We start from the raw sequence: 16,887 nt of genomic DNA, 5'->3' as shown, positions 1-16,887 counted from the left end.
ATGCGAGCGGATTGCGTGCTGTTCAAGCGCGGCCGGCGGGGCGCGGCCCGCCAGACACGTTACCTGGAAGGGCTGCGTTAGCGCCTCGGCTCAGGCCGCGTCGCGGTATTGCGTCGGCCACTGACGCGGCTTCACTTCGGCCAGCGCCTGGGCAATCGCGGCGATGTGCTCCGGCGTCGTGCCGCAGCAGCCGCCCGCGATGTTTACGAGCCCGGCCTGCGCGAACTCCTTGAGCAGACCCGAGGTGTCGGCGGGCAATTCGTCGAAGCCGGTGTCGCTCATCGGATTCGGCAAGCCGGCGTTCGGATAGCACGAGACATAAGTGTCGCAGAGCTTGGCCAGTTCGGCGATATACGGGCGCATGAGCGCCGCGCCCAACGCGCAATTCAAACCGAAGGTGAGCGGCTTGGCGTGACGCAACGAATTCCAGAACGCTTCGACGGTCTGGCCCGAGAGAATGCGGCCCGATGCGTCGGTGACGGTGCCGGAAATCATGATCGGCAAACGCTCGCCGGTGTCTTCGAACAGTTCGTCCAGCGCGAACAGCGCCGCCTTGGCGTTGAGCGTGTCGAAGATCGTCTCGACGAGGAACAGATCGGCGCCGCCGTCGAGCAGCGCCTTGGCCTGCTCGTAGTAAGCCGTGCGCAGTTCGTCGAACGTGACGTTGCGCGCGCCCGGATCGTTCACGTCAGGGGAAATGCTGGCGGTCTTCGGCGTCGGCCCGATGGCGCCCGCGACGAAGCGCGGCTTGTCCGGCGTGGAATATTTGTCGCAGGCGGCTCGCGCCAGTTTCGCCGATTCGAGATTCATCTCGACCGCGAGGTCTTCCATGCCGTAATCGGCCTGAGCGACCGTGGTCGCGCCAAACGTGTTGGTTTCGATGATATCCGCGCCCGCCGCGAGGTATTGCTCGTGGATCTCGGCGATGATCTGCGGCTGCGTGATCGACAGCAACTCGTTGTTGCCCTTGATGTCGCGGCCGTAGTCTTTGAAGCGTTCACCGCGATAACGGGCTTCGTCGAGCTTGTAGCGCTGGATCATCGTACCCATGGCGCCGTCCAGAATCAGGATGCGCGACTTGAGCAGCGCGGGCAGCGCCGTGCCTCGCGTGTAAGTGGCGTCGGAACGGGCTGGCGTGGCGATTTGAGCAGGCTGGTTCATGGCGGACGAGGGCTTGCGCCGGCTTTTTCGGGTTTGCGGGAAACCTGTCATTGTAGCCGTGTTGACGGGGATGCGCCTCGGACGGCCGGGGCGCGGGGCGGGGTGGCGCGCATGGCGAAAACCACTCGAAACTGGATAAGAAAACGGCCCAGCGAGCGCGAAGCCTGCTGGACCGTCTTATCGATGTGGACCGCTTTGTCATGACCGCCGGCCAAGCCGGGCGGCGCGGTCTACAAATGTCGCCAAACGTGCTGCCTACGTGCTGCGAGAAGAAAACTCAGTGAAGAATGACCGGCTGATGCATCAGACTGTCGAACTGCCCGAGGAACTCGTCGACTTCGTCCAAAGACGGTTCTTCTTCGATCAGCTTCTGCACGTGCTCGCGAAAGCGCGCCGCCATTGCACCGTCGATGTAAATTTCGCGCTGCATGTTTTTGTCGACGATCTCGTAGCCACCAGACTTCATGGCCAGCGGACCTTCCTGCGGCGGAAACTCGACGACACAGTAGTTGGGGCTGTTGTAGATCATTTGCATGGCGACACTCCTTATTTCCGTTGGCTCCTTGGCCGTTCCTGCGCCATAGGTGGAGCTTATGGTTTGGAATTCAAGGGGTGGGTCCGGATTGACGCTTGTAAAAGTTCCGAACCTACCGGTTAGACCGGCCTTCCAAGAAACATTTCAAGCAGTGCAGCAAAACGGTGAGATTGCTCGACGGGCGCAAGATGAGCGGCGTCGAGGAGTTCGAACTGGGCGCCTTCGATGGCGTCTGCTATTGCCTGCGTATAAGCAGGTGGCGTGCCCGTATCGTGGCGGCCAGCCACAGTGAGCGTCGGGCGACGTATTGTTCCCAGCTTACTGCTTACGTCGAAATCGCGCAGCGCTGTGCACGCCATTGCGTATCCTTCTGGCAACGTATGGCTCAGGACCTCGCGAATCTGCTCGACGGCTTCGGGATGGGCGGTCTGAAAATCGGGCGTCAGCCAGCGGTTCAGGGTGGCGGGAACCAGCGCCGCCATGCCGTCGGAGCGTGCCGCAGCGGCCCGTTGGTCCCACGCGGCGCGTGCTTCGGACGGTGTGCCGGCGGAAGTGTCGGCAAGTGTCAGCGAATCGACGCGGTCGGGATGATCCAGCGTGAACTGTTGCGCAATCATGCCGCCCATCGACATGCCGACCAGATGCGTGCTCGGCGCCCCCAGTTTGTCGAGCAGCGTGGCGAGATCGCGGGACAGATCGCTCACGCCGAACGGCTCCGGCGACACCGCTGTGTCGCCATGCCCGCGCACGTCGTAACGCAAAACGGTGTAATTCTCGCGGAAATAGCCGGCCATCTGGTCCCACACCGACAGATCGCCGCCAAGCTGATGCACGAAGGTCAGCCATGGGCCGCCGCCCTCGTTGCTCAGTACGTAGCGCGTCTCGATACCGTTGATGTTCACTTGCATGCGGGCTCCTTGAAGAGGATCGCAGTGGAAAGAGCCGTTCGCCGCGAACGCCGCGGCGCTTTGCCACGAGGACATATACGCGCTGAACGTGCGAACGGTTGCAACTCTTCGTGCGAGTGAGCCAACGCGTGGAAGTTTCTGCGATCTGCTCGAGTCCCTACTCGAAGTCAGGGCTTTTCGGGCGCATTGCCGGGGACGGTCGAATCGACCGGCGCGGCGGGTGGGGTGTCGGGTGAAGTTTCTGGCGGCGCGGCAGGTGTGGCAGCGCCATCGGGATTTTGCCCGGCGTCGAGCTTGCCGCGCCAGACCAGTTCGATCTGTGTACCGTTTGGTTCAGTTTGCATGATGCGCGCGGGCAGCCAGCCGAGCGAAGGTGCGAGCCACACGTCGATGCGTCGCTGGTCGCCGTCGTGTCGCGGCAGGCGTTTGAAATGGCGCGTATCGAGGTAACCCTGCGCGGTCCGGATGGTTTCGTTGCCGATCGTCTCGACGGGCCAGTTTTCGCCGCTGTCGCTGTCGATCACGAAGAATTGCCGCGTCACGCCGGGTTGATAGGCAGCCGGATCGCCACGCACGAGACTTGCCAGTTGCATGACCACGCTGAAACGGTCTTGCGCGCCGTCGGGCAGCGGCAAGGCTGCCGGCGTGCGCGTGAAGGCGATCTTCTTTTCCGTGCGATTGAAGATGGCGATGTCTTCCGCGCGACGTCCGCGTTTTTCGACGTATTGATCCGGCGCGAGGCCGAATGCGTCGATACGGCCATGACTCGAATAGACGAAGGTGCCGACGAACGGCAGCGGCACCGACACCACCATCTCGTAGCCTTGCGCGCTGCTGGTCCAGTGGATCGTGCCGGGCTGGTTGCGCACGCCGTTGTAGAACGTGTCGTATTGCAGTTCGCCGGAAGGCGGCACGGAGAATTTCACGCCCGCTGCGGCTGGCGGCGCGCTGGCGGCGGCAGTGGCGCTGGCCGCGCCGGTGTTCGCCGCACTGCTGGCCGCGCCCGAGGCAGCCGCGCTTGCCGCACTCGCCGCCGTGTCCGAGGCGGTGGACGGCGGGGCGATCGCGGGCGTCTGCTTCGTGGGTTGTAACGCTGTCAGTACGTGCTCGCGGGGTTTGGGCGCGGCAGCCGGCTTCGGCGCAGGCGTGGGCGCGGCGGGCCGCTGCTTTGTCGCGGGTTTGTGCTCGACGCGTTCGGGCGTCAGCAGCGCCACCTGTACCGGCACGCGTTCGGAGTCGCGGGCATTCAGATTGGCGCGATTGCGCTCGACCCATTGCGCCGCGATCCAGTGCAACACGGCCACCACCAGTAACACGGCGATCCAGCGCGCCATCCGTGCCGCAACGCGCAGTGCGCCGGACGGCGCAGAAGGGCGTAGGTTAGCGTGGGAGGAAGACGGCATGGGCAAGTGCGGATCGTGATATAAGCGGTAGATGGGTGCGGGTAAAGCGCCAGGGTCTGGTTCGATGCACGGATGTCAACGGTTCACGACCTGCTAAGGCGGACGTGGCGCATCAAACGCCGCGCTAACCTCGCGCGCCCCAGGCAGCGAAGGTTTTCGACTCACGGTCGAACGGCGATGTTCCCCACTTCACGGCAAACGGTTGAACGGTTGACCGGTTCGATGCCCGGCGTCGACCACGCTCAGCGTGGCGTCGCACTATAGCCCAGCTCGTACGACAGCCTCTGCGCGCACTCACGCATCGCCGTATCGATCTCGCCGCCCCAACTGATGTCGAACACGCCTTCGTGACCCAGCGCGATGAGGCCGAGCGCGAGATCGCCGGTCGAATCGAACACCGGCATGCAGAACGCGTGGATGGTCGGCAGCAACATGCCTTCCACGCGAGCAGCCTCGTGCTTGCGCACATCGGCCAGCACCCGTTCCACTTCCTCGCGGGTACGCGGGCCGCCGACATGCGAAGCGCGGCGCGAATCGGCGAGTTCACGGTCGAGCATGGCCGCCGTTTTGCTCGACGGCAGATAAGCGGCAAACAGCAGGCCGGTGGCGGAACTAAGCAAAGGCATCACGTCGCCGAGTTTCAGCGAAGCCTTGGCGGGATGGCTCGATTCCATCCAGTGGACCATCGTCGGCCCCTGATTGCCCCACACCGCGATGCCGACCGTCAGATCGAGACGATCGCGCAGCTCGGCCAGCGCGATGCGAGCGAGCTTCACGCCGTCCACGCGAGCGAGGCGCGCGAGCCCCAGCTGCAACGCAAAGCCGCCGAGTTCGTAACGTCCCGACAGCGGGTCCTGCGCCACCACGCCGAGCCGCAGGAAACTCACCAGATAGCGATGCGCTTTCGCCGGACTCATGCCGGCCCGTTGCGCCAGATCGCGCAGCATCATGGCGCGTGGTTCGTGGGTCAACACGTCGAGCAGGCGAAAGCCGACCTCGATCGACTGGATGCCCGAGCGCAGCTTTTCTTCGCCGGCTTCGCTGGCGTCGTCATCGGTGTCGGGTGTGTCGACGGTGTCGAGCGGCTCGACAGGCGCGGTGGATGCGGCGTCGGCACGAATGCCGGAACGGGCAGTTGGAGGCATGAGCAAGGCGCACGAAGCGCGTTAAAAAACGGTAGATGGTGACGCGCGGGTGACGCGCGCGGTGTCGCCCGATGCCGCGCGTAAGCGGGCCGAGGATGCCGGCCCGACTGCGGCACTTGGGCCGCGCCGATTCACCATCGTAGAATAGATTCCTTCTATCGTCACCAACACGGTTCCACTCTGCTATGAAACTTGCCACGCTGAAGGACGGCACGCGCGACGGTCAATTGATCGTCGTGTCCCGCGACCTGCAAACCGCGGCCATCGCCGACGCGATCGCGCCCACCATGCAGCGCGTGCTCGACGACTGGGCCTTCTACGCGCCGCAATTGCAGGATCTGTACGACTCGCTGAACCACGGGCGCGCCCGCAACACCTTTGCCTTCGACGCGAAGGAGTGCATGGCGCCGCTGCCGCGCGCTTTCCAATGGGCCGACGGCTCGTCCTACGTGAACCACGTCGAACTGGTGCGGCGCGCGCGCGGCGCGGAAATGCCGCCGGAATTCTGGACCGATCCGCTGATGTATCAGGGCGGCAGCGACGACTTCATCGGCCCGAAAGACGACGTGCTGTGCGCGTCCGAAGCGTTCGGTATCGACTTCGAGGCCGAGGTGGCGGTCATCACGACCGACGTGCCGATGGGCGCCACGCCCGACCAGGCGCTGCGCGGCGTGAGGCTCATCACGCTCGTGAATGACGTTTCGCTGCGTAATCTGATCCCGGCTGAACTCGCCAAAGGCTTCGGCTTTTTCCAGAGCAAGCCTGCCACGTCGTTTGCGCCGGTCGCCGTCACGCCGGACGAACTCGGCGAGCACTGGCGCGAAGGCCGCGTGCACCGTCCGATGATCGTCCACTGGAACAACAAGAAAGTGGGCCAGCCCGACGCCGGCACCGACATGGTGTTTCACTTCGGCCAGCTGATTTCGCATGCGGCGAAAACGCGCAATCTGCGGGCGGGCGCGATTGTCGGATCGGGCACGGTCTCGAACAAGGACGCGAAGCGCGGCTATTGCTGTATCGCCGAGAAGCGCTGCCTGGAAACCATCGAACACGGCGCGCCGCAAACCGAGTTCATGAAGTACGGCGACACGGTTCGCATCGAGATGTTCGACGAAGCCGGCAAATCCATCTTCGGTTCGATCGACCAGGGCATCGCGCCGCTGGATTGACGACGGCGAGTCGTGCGCGCGGCACGCGGTCTGTGTCCTGACGAAAGGGTTTCGCCCGATGCCGCCGTTACGACGCGCCGCTACACTGACTGGCGCGGCGGCGCGCCCGGGGTGGTCGGCCGCCGTTTCACTGCGGGGGCGGCACATAGCGAAATGCGCAGGCGTGCCCCGCAGTTCACCAAAACGAAAAACCGACGCGAGGAGACACGATGTCGCGATTTGAGTGGTCCAAACCTGGAAAAAATGCAGCGGCGCGTGAATTCACCCGCGTGAACCGGCCGAAACAGCAACTCGCCCGCGTGGCTGCCGCGCTGATCGGCGCTTTGCCTGCCATCGCGCTCGCGCAGGTCAAGATCGGCCTCGTGCTTTCCCTGACGGGACCGGCCGCTTCGCTCGGCATTCCCGCTCGCGACACCGCCACGCTTTTGCCGAAGCAGATCGGCGGGCAGAGCGTCGAATACATCGTGCTCGACGACGCCTCCGACACCACGCAAGCCGTGCAGGACACCAAGAAGCTGATCTCCGAGACTCACGTCGATGCGATCATCGGTTCGTCGATCACGCCGAACTCGCTGTCCATGATCGACGTGGTGGCAGACGGCGAAACGCCGATGATCTCGCTCGCCTCGTCGGCGAAAATCATCGAGCCGGTGGATGCGAAGCGCCACTGGGTCTTCAAGACGCCGCAGACCGACGCGATGATGGCGTCGGCAATCGCCGAACATGCCAGCTCGCACAACGTGAAGACCATCGCGTTCATCGGTCAGGCCGACGCACTCGGCGAAACGTTCTACACCGAGGTGGCGAAGTTCGCGCAGATCCACCACATCAACATGGTGGCGAGCGAGCGTTTCAACCGCACCGACCCGAGCGTGACCGGCCAGATCCTGAAGATTCTCGCCACCCATCCGGATGCGGTCGTAGTAGGCGCGGCCGGCACGCCCGCCGCGTTGCCGCCCAAGACGCTGCGCGAGCGCGGCTACAAAGGGCTGATCTATCACAATCATGGCGTCGGCAATAACGACTTCCTGCGAGTGTGCGGCGCCGATTGCAACGGCACGTTCCTGCCCGCGAGCCCGGTGCTGGTCGCCGCGCAACTGCCCGCCGATCACCCCGCCAAACGTCTCGCGCTCGACTACATCGGCCGCTTCGAAGCGCTGCGCGGACCGGGCAGCGTGTCCGCGTTCGGTTCGTACACCTGGGACGCCGGTTTGCTGCTCGGCCATGCCGTGCCGATCGCGTTGAAGTCGGCCGCGCCCGGCACGCCGGAATTCCGCCGTGCGCTGCGCGACGCGCTCGAAGCGACGCGCGGTCTCGCGGACACCAATGGCGTGGTCAACATGAGCGCCAACGATCACCTCGGCCTCGACCAGCGCGCCCGCGTGATGGTCGAGATCCAGAACGGAAAGTGGGTTTATCAGCCGCGCTGACACGCGTAGTTTGCCGCGCGGTTTTAACGGATGTACGACACTCGGATTGCTCATCATGTCTCACGCACCACACAGTAACGACGCGTTCTACGCGCACTACCAGTCGCTGCAGATGCATCGTCATCCGCATGGCGTGCTCGAAGTCGTGATGAGCGGCGAGGGTGCCAACAAAAGCAGCCTCGCCACCGCAAACGCGCGCATGCATTTCGAGCTGGCCGAAATCTGGCGCGATATCGATCGGGACCCCGAAACACGTGTCGCGATCATTCGCGGCGAAGGCAAGGGCTTTTCGGCGGGCGGCGATCTGCAACTGGTCGAAGACATGGCAACCGATTTCGACGTGCGCGCCAGAGTCTGGCGCGAAGCGCGCGATCTCGTCTACAACGTCATCAACTGCAGCAAGCCGATTGTCTCCGCCATGCATGGGCCGGCCGTGGGGGCGGGGCTCGTCGCGGGTCTGCTCGCGGATATTTCGATCGCCACGAAGACCGCGCGCATCATCGACGGACACACGCGGCTCGGCGTGGCCGCCGGCGATCATGCCGCGATCGTCTGGCCGCTGTTGTGCGGCATGGCGAAGGCCAAGTATTACCTGCTGCTGTGCGAGCCGGTGAGCGGCGAAGAGGCGGAGCGGATCGGCCTCGTGTCGCTCGCCGTCGACGAAGGCGATCTGCAGGCCAAGGCATTCGAAGTCGCGCAGAAACTGGCGCACGGCTCACAGACCGCCATTCGCTGGACCAAGTACGCGCTGAACAACTGGTTGCGCTCGGCAGGACCGGCGTTCGATACCTCGCTGGCGCTCGAATTCATGGGTTTCGCGGGACCCGACGTGCGCGAAGGCGTGAACTCGCTGCGCGAGCGCCGCGCGCCGGATTTCGGCGGCACCGATCCGTGGCAGGGCAAGCCGCCCCGCGCGGTATGATCGACGCGAGGGCGCGCGGCACGGCGCGATTTTCTTCTTCTGACGCAGCGAGGCGACCAGCATGACCGACACATCCGGCACTACGCCGCCGTTCCCAGGCTTTCCCGGTTTTCCGCCCACCGACATGCTCGAACGCATGTGGGGCATGATGCGCATGTCGCCGTTCGGTTCGGGCTTGTCGGGTGCGCAACCGGGCGGCGGTCTCGGACCGTCGCTGTCGATGATGTCCGACATGATGGCGCCGCTCACCAATGTTGAAGAACTCGACAAACGCATCACCGATATGCGCGCGGTCGAGCAGTGGCTGAAGCTGAATCTGAGCATGCTGCAGTCGGCCATTCAGGCGCTCGAAGTGCAGCGCGCGACGCTCGCGACCTTGCGCGCATTCGGCGCGTTCGCGCAGTCGTCGATGGCGCAACCGGCTGCGAGCGCCGCGCCGAGTCCTGCTCCCGCTACGGGCTGGCCGCATCCGGAAGCGAAGAGCGCGTCCGCGCCGGCCGAGCCGGAAAGCGAAGAAAGCGACGGTAAGGAAGCGGGGGAAACCACGCCGCCGTTCGACGCCTCGGCATGGTGGAATCTGTTGCAATCGCAATTCAACCAGATCGCCCAGTTTGCGATGACCCAACCCGCGGTGGCTGCCGCCGCAACGGGAATGGGCACCAGCGGCGCGGCCGGCGACGCGTCGGCGCAAGCGGGCGGCTCTGCGTCGTCGGCGGAATCGGCCGCTGCGCAGGACGCGCCGGACGCCGGCGTGAGCACCGCGGCCAAACGTCCCGCGGCGAAGCGAGCCGCGACGGGCGCAGCAAAACGGGCGAGCGGCACGAGCGCGTCGGGCACGCGTGCCACGAAAAAGTCTATTTAACGGCAGGAATCAAACGGGGCCGCATGGCCGGTTAGAGAGGCATGCTGAATGGTTGGGTGACGGCGGCATCTGTCATGGTTTTGACAGGGATCGTCGTCCATACTCCCAAGTTGTATTTTTGTTGAGTGACGTCAACCAGGCACCGCAATTGCGTCTGTCATAGCGCGGGATCGGTAAAGTCAGCGTGCTATCATTGTGTAAGCTTTATTTGTTTTGGGCGTGCGCTGAAAACAACCAATCCAGCCGCCCTTGCTACAAAGCCGCCGGCACGACCGGCGCAGGGCTGGACGGTGCGGTTTTTATCGCAGACTGGCTCGACCTCAGGCACAGGGTATCCCTCACCCACGGTTGGCCGCGCAGGCGCGTAACTTCTGGTTGGCGCGCCGCGCAAATACGCCAGAACTTCTTTCTGCCCGGTGCATCCGGGCAGTCGGTTACCGCGTAAAATTGAATGCTTGGTCCACGAAAGACGCAAAAAGCGGCGTGCTTCGTTCGTGGCGGGCTAGGTTGCTACACGTAGTAGTTACAGACACAGACAGTATGCGCAGAACAGGGGTGGGACTATGAACACCATGCTTTATCCGGAACTTTATAAATCGCTCGAATCCGTTCGATGGGACATGGAGAAAGACATTCCCTGGGACAAGTTCGATGCATCGCTATTGACCGACGAGCAGGCCGCGACGATCAAGATGAACGCGATCACCGAATGGTCGGCGCTGCCCGCCACGGAAATGTTTCTGCGTGACAACCATCACGACAGCGATTTCTCCGCGTTCATGAGCGTGTGGTTCTTCGAAGAACAGAAACACTCGCTGGTGCTGATGGAATATCTGCGCCGGTTCAAACCGGAAATGTGCCCGACGGAAGAAGAACTGCACGCCGTGCGCTTCGAATTCGATCCGGCGCCGCCGCTCGAAACGCTCATGCTGCACTTCTGCGGCGAGATCCGTCTGAATCACTGGTATCGCCGTGCAGCCGAATGGCACACCGAGCCGGTCATCAAGGCCATTTACGAAACCATCTCGCGCGACGAAGCGCGGCATGGCGGCGCGTATCTGCGCTACATGAAGAAAGCCATGTCGCAAACCGGCGACATCGCACGTGCCGCGTTTGCGAAGATCGGCGTGCTGATGGCCTCGGCGCGTCGCACCGAAAAGCCGTTGCACCCCACGAATCTGCACGTCAATCAGGCACTGTTCCCGCGCGACACCATTCAGTCGCGTCTGCCGGACCCGGAGTGGCTGGAACGCTGGCTCGACGAACAGATCCGTTTCGACGACGGCTGGGAAAAGAAAGTGGTCGAACGCATTCTGCACAACCTGTCCATTCTGTTCGAGCGCACGTTCACTACCGCGCAAGAGCTGAACCGTTACCGCAAAGAAGTGGTGGGGCGTTTGCAGGCAGATCAGAAGTCGGCGGAACAGCCGGCCTGATTGATCACCACGATTGATCCTCGCGATCGGTCCGGATTCGAACGGCACGCAAACAGAAGTCAGCGTGCCTCGATGTTTCGATTCGACGAACGGCCCGGCAGGCGTGAGCTTGCCGGGCCGTTCTGTTTCATGGCTCGGCTTCCATAGCGTTTCGTTTCACGCCGTACGGCGTGTATCGTGATTCAACTTCTCTAATCTGATTTCGTCATGGCTGCTACTTTCGAACGCAAGATTTTCACGCGCGAGGCGCTGGTCGAACTGCGTCGCTCCATGCCGTCGCCGGTCGTATTCACCAATGGCGTGTTCGATATCCTGCATCGCGGGCACGTCACCTATCTCGCGGATGCCAAGGCGTTGGGCGCCTGTCTCATCGTGGGCGTGAACAGCGACGCGTCGGTGCGTATGCTCGGCAAGGGCGACGACCGTCCCATCAACAACGAAGCGGACCGGATGGCTTTGCTCGCGGCGCTGGAGAGCGTGGATTACGTGGTGTGTTTCGGTGAACAGACGCCGGTGGATCTGATTTCGGCGCTGCGGCCGGACGTGCTAGTCAAAGGTGGCGACTACGATATGGACGCGTTGCCGGAGTCGGCAATCGTGCGTGGCTGGGGTGGTCGCGCGTTGGCCATTCCCTTCGAGCACGACCGCTCGACCACCAAGCTGTTGAAGAAGGTACGGGCGCAGACGTAAATCGCGTCTGCGACTACCGTTATTGCGGCAGCGCCGATGCCGCGATTGGCGCGGCCGGCGCGGGACCGCCCACCACGGGTTGGTCCGCGGCTTGTGCCGGACTCACCGGTTGCACTTTCAACCAGTCAGCATGAATCTGCCGATTCAGATGGTTGGGCTCGCGTCCGCCCGCGGTAGGCGTCGGGCCGAATACGCCGCGCATTGCGACGAATGCCAGCATGTTGGCGAGAAACAGTATGGCGATCAGCCAGCGCAGCATCGTTAGAATTCTCCATCCACAAGTTCAATCGCCATCGGCGATCCCCGTCGTCCGGCTCGGCTTTTCTCTTTAGCCTCGCTCAGGCGTCGCGCCCCGTCGCACTCGTCGTGTCACTCACCTTCGCTGCGTTGCCCGCGCTTTCGGCTGCGATCAGCGCGAGTCCGGAAAGCACCAGCGAATCGTGGCGAGTATGCGGCACTTTGAGCGCGCTTGTCACTTCGTCCACTGCGCCGCCGCTCACTACGAGGCGCACCGGCACTTGCCATTCGTCCTGCAAGTCCCGCCACATCCGCTCGATCAATCCCGCTTGCGCCAGCGTGCAACCGGCCGACAGCGAGCGCGGCGTGTCGGTGGCGAAGAATGGCCCGCGACGCGCGCCTTCGTGGACGGCACCCGTTTCCAGCAACCCGCGCGCCGCGCCGGCGTCGAGCGTCGGCAATTGCGCGGTGTGTTCGCCGAGCGAGCGCATCATCAGCGTCCAGCCGGGCGCGATCAGGCCGCCGACGAACCGTCCATCCGCGCGCAAAGCTTCCAGCGTGGTGGCCGTGCCGAAGGTCGCGATCAGCAGATGTTCGCCCGGAAAAGCCGCGCGCGCGCCGATCATGCCGGCCCAGCGATCGCTGCCGAGTGCCTGCGGCGTCGAGTAGCTATTGGTGACGCCGCACTGCTGCGCGCTTGCGCGAATCGTCGTGCGCGGAAGCTGCGGCCAGTGTGCGTCGAGCAGGGCGTCGATGCGCGCAGCGGCCGCCGCGCCTGCCACGTTTGAAATCCACGCGCCGCGCGGTGCCGGCAAACCGTACCAGTCGGGGCGGCCAGCCGCGTCGTGAGACAGCGCGCCCGTTGCGCTCTGTGTACCATCCGCGAGGACCAGCGCCCACTTGATGCGGCTATTGCCCGCGTCGATCAGCAGAGAAGGCGCGCTGCTCGTCATGCAGCACCGTCGGCGAGACGCAGCGAGACGTCGCCGGTCGCGACCGTCAATTGCCCGGCGGCCGTGGCAAGCAACAATTGGCCACGCTCGTCGACGCCTTTCGCCACGCCGCGCGCCAACTCCTTGCCTTGCTCCAGCAGCACGACTTCGCGCCCCGCGTAGGCGTGCACGGCATTCCAGCGCGACTGGAACGGCGCGAAGCCTTCCGCGCCGAAGCGCTGCAGGGCGGGTTCGAGCGCGTTGAGTTCGGCGGCCAGCGTGTCGGTGAGGTTGGCGTTGGGCAACGCGCGTTGCAGCGCGGTCGGCACCGTGCCGCGCGCTTGCGGCGGCACGTCGGCGTTCAGCGCGCCCACTTTGGCGGCGAGTTCGTCCGCGCCCTTCACGTTGGTGCCGATGCCGATGACCACCGCGCTCGCTTCGTCGGTGCTCCAGGCGGTTTCGATCAGGATGCCGGCCAGCTTGTCGCCTTCGAGCAGCACGTCGTTCGGCCACTTCAGCGCGATCTGGCCGGGCCCGGCGACCGGCAGCGAGCGCAGCCCGTCGACCAGCGCCACGCCGATCGCCAGACTCAGGCCCGCGAGCCCTTCGAGCGGACGCGGCAGGACGCACGCCACCGAAAACAGCAGCGCGTTGCCCGGCTCCGCGTACCACGGACGGCCGCGCCGCCCGCGCCCGGCGGTCTGCAGATACGCGACGCGGACGATCGGGCGCGGCAGCGCGCCCGCTTCACGCGGCAGCGCTTTGACGCGCGTCATCAGGTCGGCGTTGGTCGAGCCGGTTTCTTCGACGATTTCGATCGGCCAGTCGTGCGCGTGAGGACCGAACAGGGCGACCGCGCGCTCGCGGTCGATGCGCCAGTCGGAGGCCGCGGCGGGCGGGTTGGCGGTCTTGCGTGGGGTCTTGGAAGCGTTCATGTCTCATATTGTAGCGACACGCTACCGGGCGGGGCCGCCTGCAAGGCCCTTGTGCCGCGCCTTCGTTACAATGGCCCCTAATCCGATAACCAGTTTCTCGCGATCCTTGAACTACGACACTCCGCCCGGCCTCGAAGTCGCGGCAGGCAGCCAAGGCAAGATCGTCCGGCTTTCGGGCCAGTGGACGGCGCTTGCGCTCGCACGCGACCGCGCCACCGGACACGTGATTCCGCAGTTGCGCTCGCTGATCGGCGCAACGGGCATCGCGCAGTGGGACCTGTCGCGCATCAACCGGATGGACCACGTCGGCGGTCAGGCGCTGTGGCGCGTCTGGGGCCACAAGATGCCGCCCGACACCACCCTGACCGACACGCAGCGCGACATTTTCGAGCGCATTGCGCTGCTCGACACGGCGCGCGACGCCGCCGAGCCGGTCGTCAGGTTCGATCCGTTCACGCGCCTCGGTCTGTCGATATTTTCGTTCTTCGAGCATCTGTACGGCGGCATCTCGATGCTCGGGCGTGTCGTGCTCGATCTGCTGGCCATCGTGCGCAAGCCGAAAATCACGCCGTGGACCGAGATTTCCGCCAACGTCTACAACGCGGGAACCCGGGCGCTGCCGATCACCGCGCTGGTCGCGTTCCTGATCGGCATCGTGCTGAGCTATCTCTCGGCGCAGCAGTTACGGCTGTTCGGCGCGAACCAGTTCATCGTCAACATTCTCGGCCTCTCGGTGATCCGCGAACTGGGGCCCGTGTTGTCGGCTATTCTGGTTGCCGGCCGTTCGGGTTCGGCCATCACCGCGCAAATCGGCGTCATGCGCGTGACCGAAGAACTCGACGCCATGCGCGTGATGGGCATTCCGCACGGTCTGCGGCTGATTTTGCCGCGTGTGATTGCGCTCGGCCTGGCCATGCCGCTGCTGGTCATGTGGACCAATATCATTGCGCTGACCGGCGGCGCGCTGGCCGCTAAAGTCGTGCTCGGCATCGACATGAGTTACTTCGCGCGCGCGTTGCCGAGCGTGGTGCCGGTGGCGAATCTGTGGATCGGTCTGGGCAAGGGCGTCGCGTTCGGCATGCTGATCGCGATCGTCGGCTGTCATTTCGGTTTCCGTATCAAGGCCAATTCGCAGAGTCTGGGCGAAGGCACGACGACCTCGGTGGTGACGTCGATCACCATCGTGATTCTCGCGGACGCCGTGTTCGCGATCCTGTTCCAGAACGTGGGGTTAGGATGATCGCGCCACTTTCCCAGGCCGTACGCGGCCAGCCGGCGCCCGAGATCGCCGAACCGGTGATCGAAGTGATCGACGTGACCAAGCGCTACGGTCGCAATATCGTGCATCAGCATCTGAATCTGGACGTGCGGCGCGGCGAGATCATGTCGATCGTGGGCGGTTCGGGCTCGGGCAAGACCACGCTGGTACGGCAGATTCTCGGACTCGAAAGTCCCACGTCGGGCACGATCAAGCTGTTCGGCCAGGACCTCGCGACCATCGAGCCCGACGCCGCGCTCCTGATGCGCAGCCGCTCCGGCATGCTGTTTCAGCGTGGCGCGCTGTTTTCGTCGCTCTCGGTGTTCGACAATATCGCGCAGCCGGTGCGCGAACTCGGCAAGGTGCCGGAAGACCTGCTGCGCGACATCGTGATGCTCAAGCTCGAAATGGTCGGCCTGCCGTGCAAGCACGCGTCGAAAATGCCGTCGGCGCTGTCGGGCGGCATGGTCAAGCGTGTCGGTATTGCGCGTGCCATCGCGCTCGAACCCGAACTGCTGTTTCTCGACGAACCGACCGCCGGTCTCGACCCACAGGCATCGGACGAATTCGTCGAACTGATTTCGGCGCTGCATCGTGCGCTCGGGCTGACCGTTGTCATGATCACGCACGATCTCGACACGATGATCGCGCTGTCCACGCGGGTGGCCGTGCTCGCCGACCGCCGCGTGCTGGTTGCCGCGCCGGTCGAAGAGGCGGCGGGCTACGACCATCCGTTCATTCGCGAATATTTCCTCGGCCTGCGCGGACGCCGCGCGCTTCAGGCGTTGCCGCCGGAGCGCCGCGCCAGACTGCCGCGCGCCGCGCTCGAGCCGGCCTCGTCCGCATTGCCGCTGTGAACTAGGGAACCTGAGAATGGAAAACAAATCACATGCCTTCTGGGCGGGGCTGTTCACGGTGGCGCTGCTGGTTGCCATCGCGCTCGCGGCGTTTCTGTTCAACGTCGACCGGTCGGTGCGCGTGCCGTACGACCTGATCGCGCGCACCAGCGTGACCGGGCTGTCCACGGACGCCGCCGTGCGCTATCGCGGGCTCGACGTCGGCAAGGTGCAGTCGATCAAATTCGATCGGACGCATCCCGGACAAATCCTGATCCGCATCCTCGTCGACACCAATGCGCCGATCACGCATTCGACGTACGGCAGTCTGGGTTTTCAGGGCGTCACGGGCCTCGCCTTCATCCAGCTCGACGACAGCGGCCGCGATACCTCGGCGTTGCCGTCGTCGGCGAAAGACGTCGCGCAGATTCCGATGCGGCCGGGTCTGCTCGACCAGCTCCAGCAGCGCGGCGACGTGTTGCTGCGTAAGCTCGATCGGGTCGCCGACGACGTGGACCGGCTGCTGTCGCCGGAAATGATCGATCAGTTTCACGGCACGGCGGCCAGCATCCAGAAGGCCGCCGACGGTGTCGCCGCGATCAGTCAGCAGATGGCGCCGGTGGCGGGCAAGCTGCCCGCGACGATCAATCAGCTCGATCGCACGCTGGCGTCGACCAACACGTTGATCACCAGTCTGAACCGTCCGGACGGCCCGTTCGAGACGAACCTGAACAAGGTCGGTACGGCCGCCCAGCAGGCGGGCGACGCGCTGATGTCGATGGACAGCACGATCCAGGAATTGTCGGCGCGCGTGGGTTATGACACGCTGCCGCGCGTCAATTCGCTCGCCGACGATGTGCGTTCCGCCGCGCGTTCCGTGGACCGCGCGGCCGACACGTTCAGCAACAACCCGAGCAGTCTGCTGTTCGGCGCGCCGCCCGCCGCGGCGCCCGGACCGGGCGAAGCCGGTTTTAGATGGCCCGCTGCGCGCGCTGCCGCGCCCGCCGCCAGGTAATTCGAAAGTTTTG

General features: G+C 64.5%; 17 protein-coding genes. 9 read left to right on the top strand and 8 right to left on the bottom strand.

The window, feature by feature from the left end; translation table 11 throughout:
* Positions 1-90: 90 nt before the first annotated feature.
* The 5 genes from P3T18_RS09345 to P3T18_RS09325 all read right to left on the bottom strand — a co-directional run bounded on the left by P3T18_RS09345 (position 91) and on the right by P3T18_RS09325 (position 5,152).
* Positions 91-1,161 carry a homocysteine S-methyltransferase family protein gene (locus P3T18_RS09345; RefSeq protein ID WP_429299627.1) on the bottom strand — a complete coding sequence of 357 codons (1,071 nt, stop codon included), beginning with the start codon at positions 1,159-1,161 and terminating at the stop codon, positions 91-93.
* Positions 1,162-1,438: 277 nt separating this feature from the next.
* On the bottom strand, positions 1,439-1,696 hold the full coding sequence (locus P3T18_RS09340; RefSeq protein WP_007179533.1) for a BTH_I0359 family protein: 258 nt from the start codon (positions 1,694-1,696) through the stop codon (positions 1,439-1,441).
* 119 nt (positions 1,697-1,815) lie between these two features.
* Complete coding sequence (locus tag P3T18_RS09335) at positions 1,816-2,604, bottom strand: alpha/beta fold hydrolase (protein WP_429299626.1); 789 nt, start codon at positions 2,602-2,604, stop codon at positions 1,816-1,818.
* Between the two features lie 167 nt (positions 2,605-2,771).
* Positions 2,772-4,007 (bottom strand): DUF3108 domain-containing protein, encoded by a 1,236-nt coding sequence (locus tag P3T18_RS09330; RefSeq protein WP_429299625.1) that lies wholly within the window; start codon positions 4,005-4,007, stop codon positions 2,772-2,774.
* A gap of 242 nt (positions 4,008-4,249) precedes the next feature.
* The gene (locus tag P3T18_RS09325; RefSeq protein ID WP_429299624.1) at positions 4,250-5,152 is read right to left on the bottom strand and encodes an IclR family transcriptional regulator; all 903 of its coding nucleotides are present in this window, start codon (positions 5,150-5,152) and stop codon (positions 4,250-4,252) included.
* 185 nt (positions 5,153-5,337) lie between these two features.
* Between P3T18_RS09325 and P3T18_RS09320 the strand changes: the two genes are divergently transcribed.
* From P3T18_RS09320 to rfaE2, 6 genes are all read left to right on the top strand, one after another.
* Complete coding sequence (locus P3T18_RS09320) at positions 5,338-6,321, top strand: fumarylacetoacetate hydrolase family protein (RefSeq protein WP_429299623.1); 984 nt, start codon at positions 5,338-5,340, stop codon at positions 6,319-6,321.
* 209 nt (positions 6,322-6,530) lie between these two features.
* Positions 6,531-7,751 carry an ABC transporter substrate-binding protein gene (locus tag P3T18_RS09315; protein WP_429299622.1) on the top strand — a complete coding sequence of 407 codons (1,221 nt, stop codon included), beginning with the start codon at positions 6,531-6,533 and terminating at the stop codon, positions 7,749-7,751.
* Between the two features lie 55 nt (positions 7,752-7,806).
* Positions 7,807-8,673: an enoyl-CoA hydratase/isomerase family protein gene (locus tag P3T18_RS09310; protein ID WP_429299621.1), complete on the top strand. Its 867-nt coding sequence runs from the start codon at positions 7,807-7,809 to the stop codon at positions 8,671-8,673.
* A gap of 61 nt (positions 8,674-8,734) precedes the next feature.
* Complete coding sequence (locus tag P3T18_RS09305) at positions 8,735-9,535, top strand: PhaM family polyhydroxyalkanoate granule multifunctional regulatory protein (protein ID WP_429299620.1); 801 nt, start codon at positions 8,735-8,737, stop codon at positions 9,533-9,535.
* 563 nt (positions 9,536-10,098) lie between these two features.
* Entirely contained in the window at positions 10,099-10,971 is an 873-nt protein-coding gene (locus P3T18_RS09300; protein ID WP_429299619.1) for a ferritin-like domain-containing protein, read from the top strand.
* 207 nt (positions 10,972-11,178) lie between these two features.
* Positions 11,179-11,661 (top strand): D-glycero-beta-D-manno-heptose 1-phosphate adenylyltransferase, encoded by a 483-nt coding sequence (rfaE2, locus tag P3T18_RS09295; RefSeq protein ID WP_429299618.1) that lies wholly within the window; start codon positions 11,179-11,181, stop codon positions 11,659-11,661.
* 19 nt (positions 11,662-11,680) lie between these two features.
* Here the strand turns inward: rfaE2 and P3T18_RS09290 are convergent, their stop codons facing one another.
* The 3 genes from P3T18_RS09290 to P3T18_RS09280 all read right to left on the bottom strand — a co-directional run bounded on the left by P3T18_RS09290 (position 11,681) and on the right by P3T18_RS09280 (position 13,765).
* Positions 11,681-11,920, bottom strand: coding sequence for a hypothetical protein (locus tag P3T18_RS09290; RefSeq protein ID WP_429299617.1), 240 nt, complete (start codon positions 11,918-11,920; stop codon positions 11,681-11,683).
* A gap of 79 nt (positions 11,921-11,999) precedes the next feature.
* Positions 12,000-12,851: a type III pantothenate kinase gene (locus tag P3T18_RS09285; RefSeq protein ID WP_429299616.1), complete on the bottom strand. Its 852-nt coding sequence runs from the start codon at positions 12,849-12,851 to the stop codon at positions 12,000-12,002.
* On the bottom strand, positions 12,848-13,765 hold the full coding sequence (locus P3T18_RS09280; RefSeq protein ID WP_429299615.1) for a biotin--[acetyl-CoA-carboxylase] ligase: 918 nt from the start codon (positions 13,763-13,765) through the stop codon (positions 12,848-12,850). Before P3T18_RS09280 ends, P3T18_RS09285 begins: the two co-directional genes overlap by 4 nt.
* 106 nt (positions 13,766-13,871) lie before the next feature.
* Here P3T18_RS09280 and P3T18_RS09275 point away from each other — a divergent pair, with 106 nt between their 5' ends.
* The 3 genes from P3T18_RS09275 to P3T18_RS09265 are packed head-to-tail and all read left to right on the top strand — an operon-like array spanning position 13,872 to position 16,874.
* Positions 13,872-15,005, top strand: coding sequence for an MlaE family ABC transporter permease (locus P3T18_RS09275; RefSeq protein WP_429299614.1), 1,134 nt, complete (start codon positions 13,872-13,874; stop codon positions 15,003-15,005).
* Entirely contained in the window at positions 15,002-15,880 is an 879-nt protein-coding gene (locus tag P3T18_RS09270) for an ABC transporter ATP-binding protein (protein ID WP_429299613.1), read from the top strand. The genes P3T18_RS09275 and P3T18_RS09270 overlap by 4 nt, the downstream gene beginning before the upstream one ends.
* Positions 15,881-15,896: 16 nt before the next feature.
* Positions 15,897-16,874, top strand: coding sequence for an MlaD family protein (locus P3T18_RS09265; RefSeq protein ID WP_429299612.1), 978 nt, complete (start codon positions 15,897-15,899; stop codon positions 16,872-16,874).
* Positions 16,875-16,887: the final 13 nt, after the last annotated feature.

Source organism: Paraburkholderia sp. GAS199 (assembly GCF_050436585.1).
In the GTDB taxonomy this organism is placed as follows: domain Bacteria; phylum Pseudomonadota; class Gammaproteobacteria; order Burkholderiales; family Burkholderiaceae; genus Paraburkholderia.
This window is presented reverse-complemented; position numbering and strand designations above follow the sequence as displayed.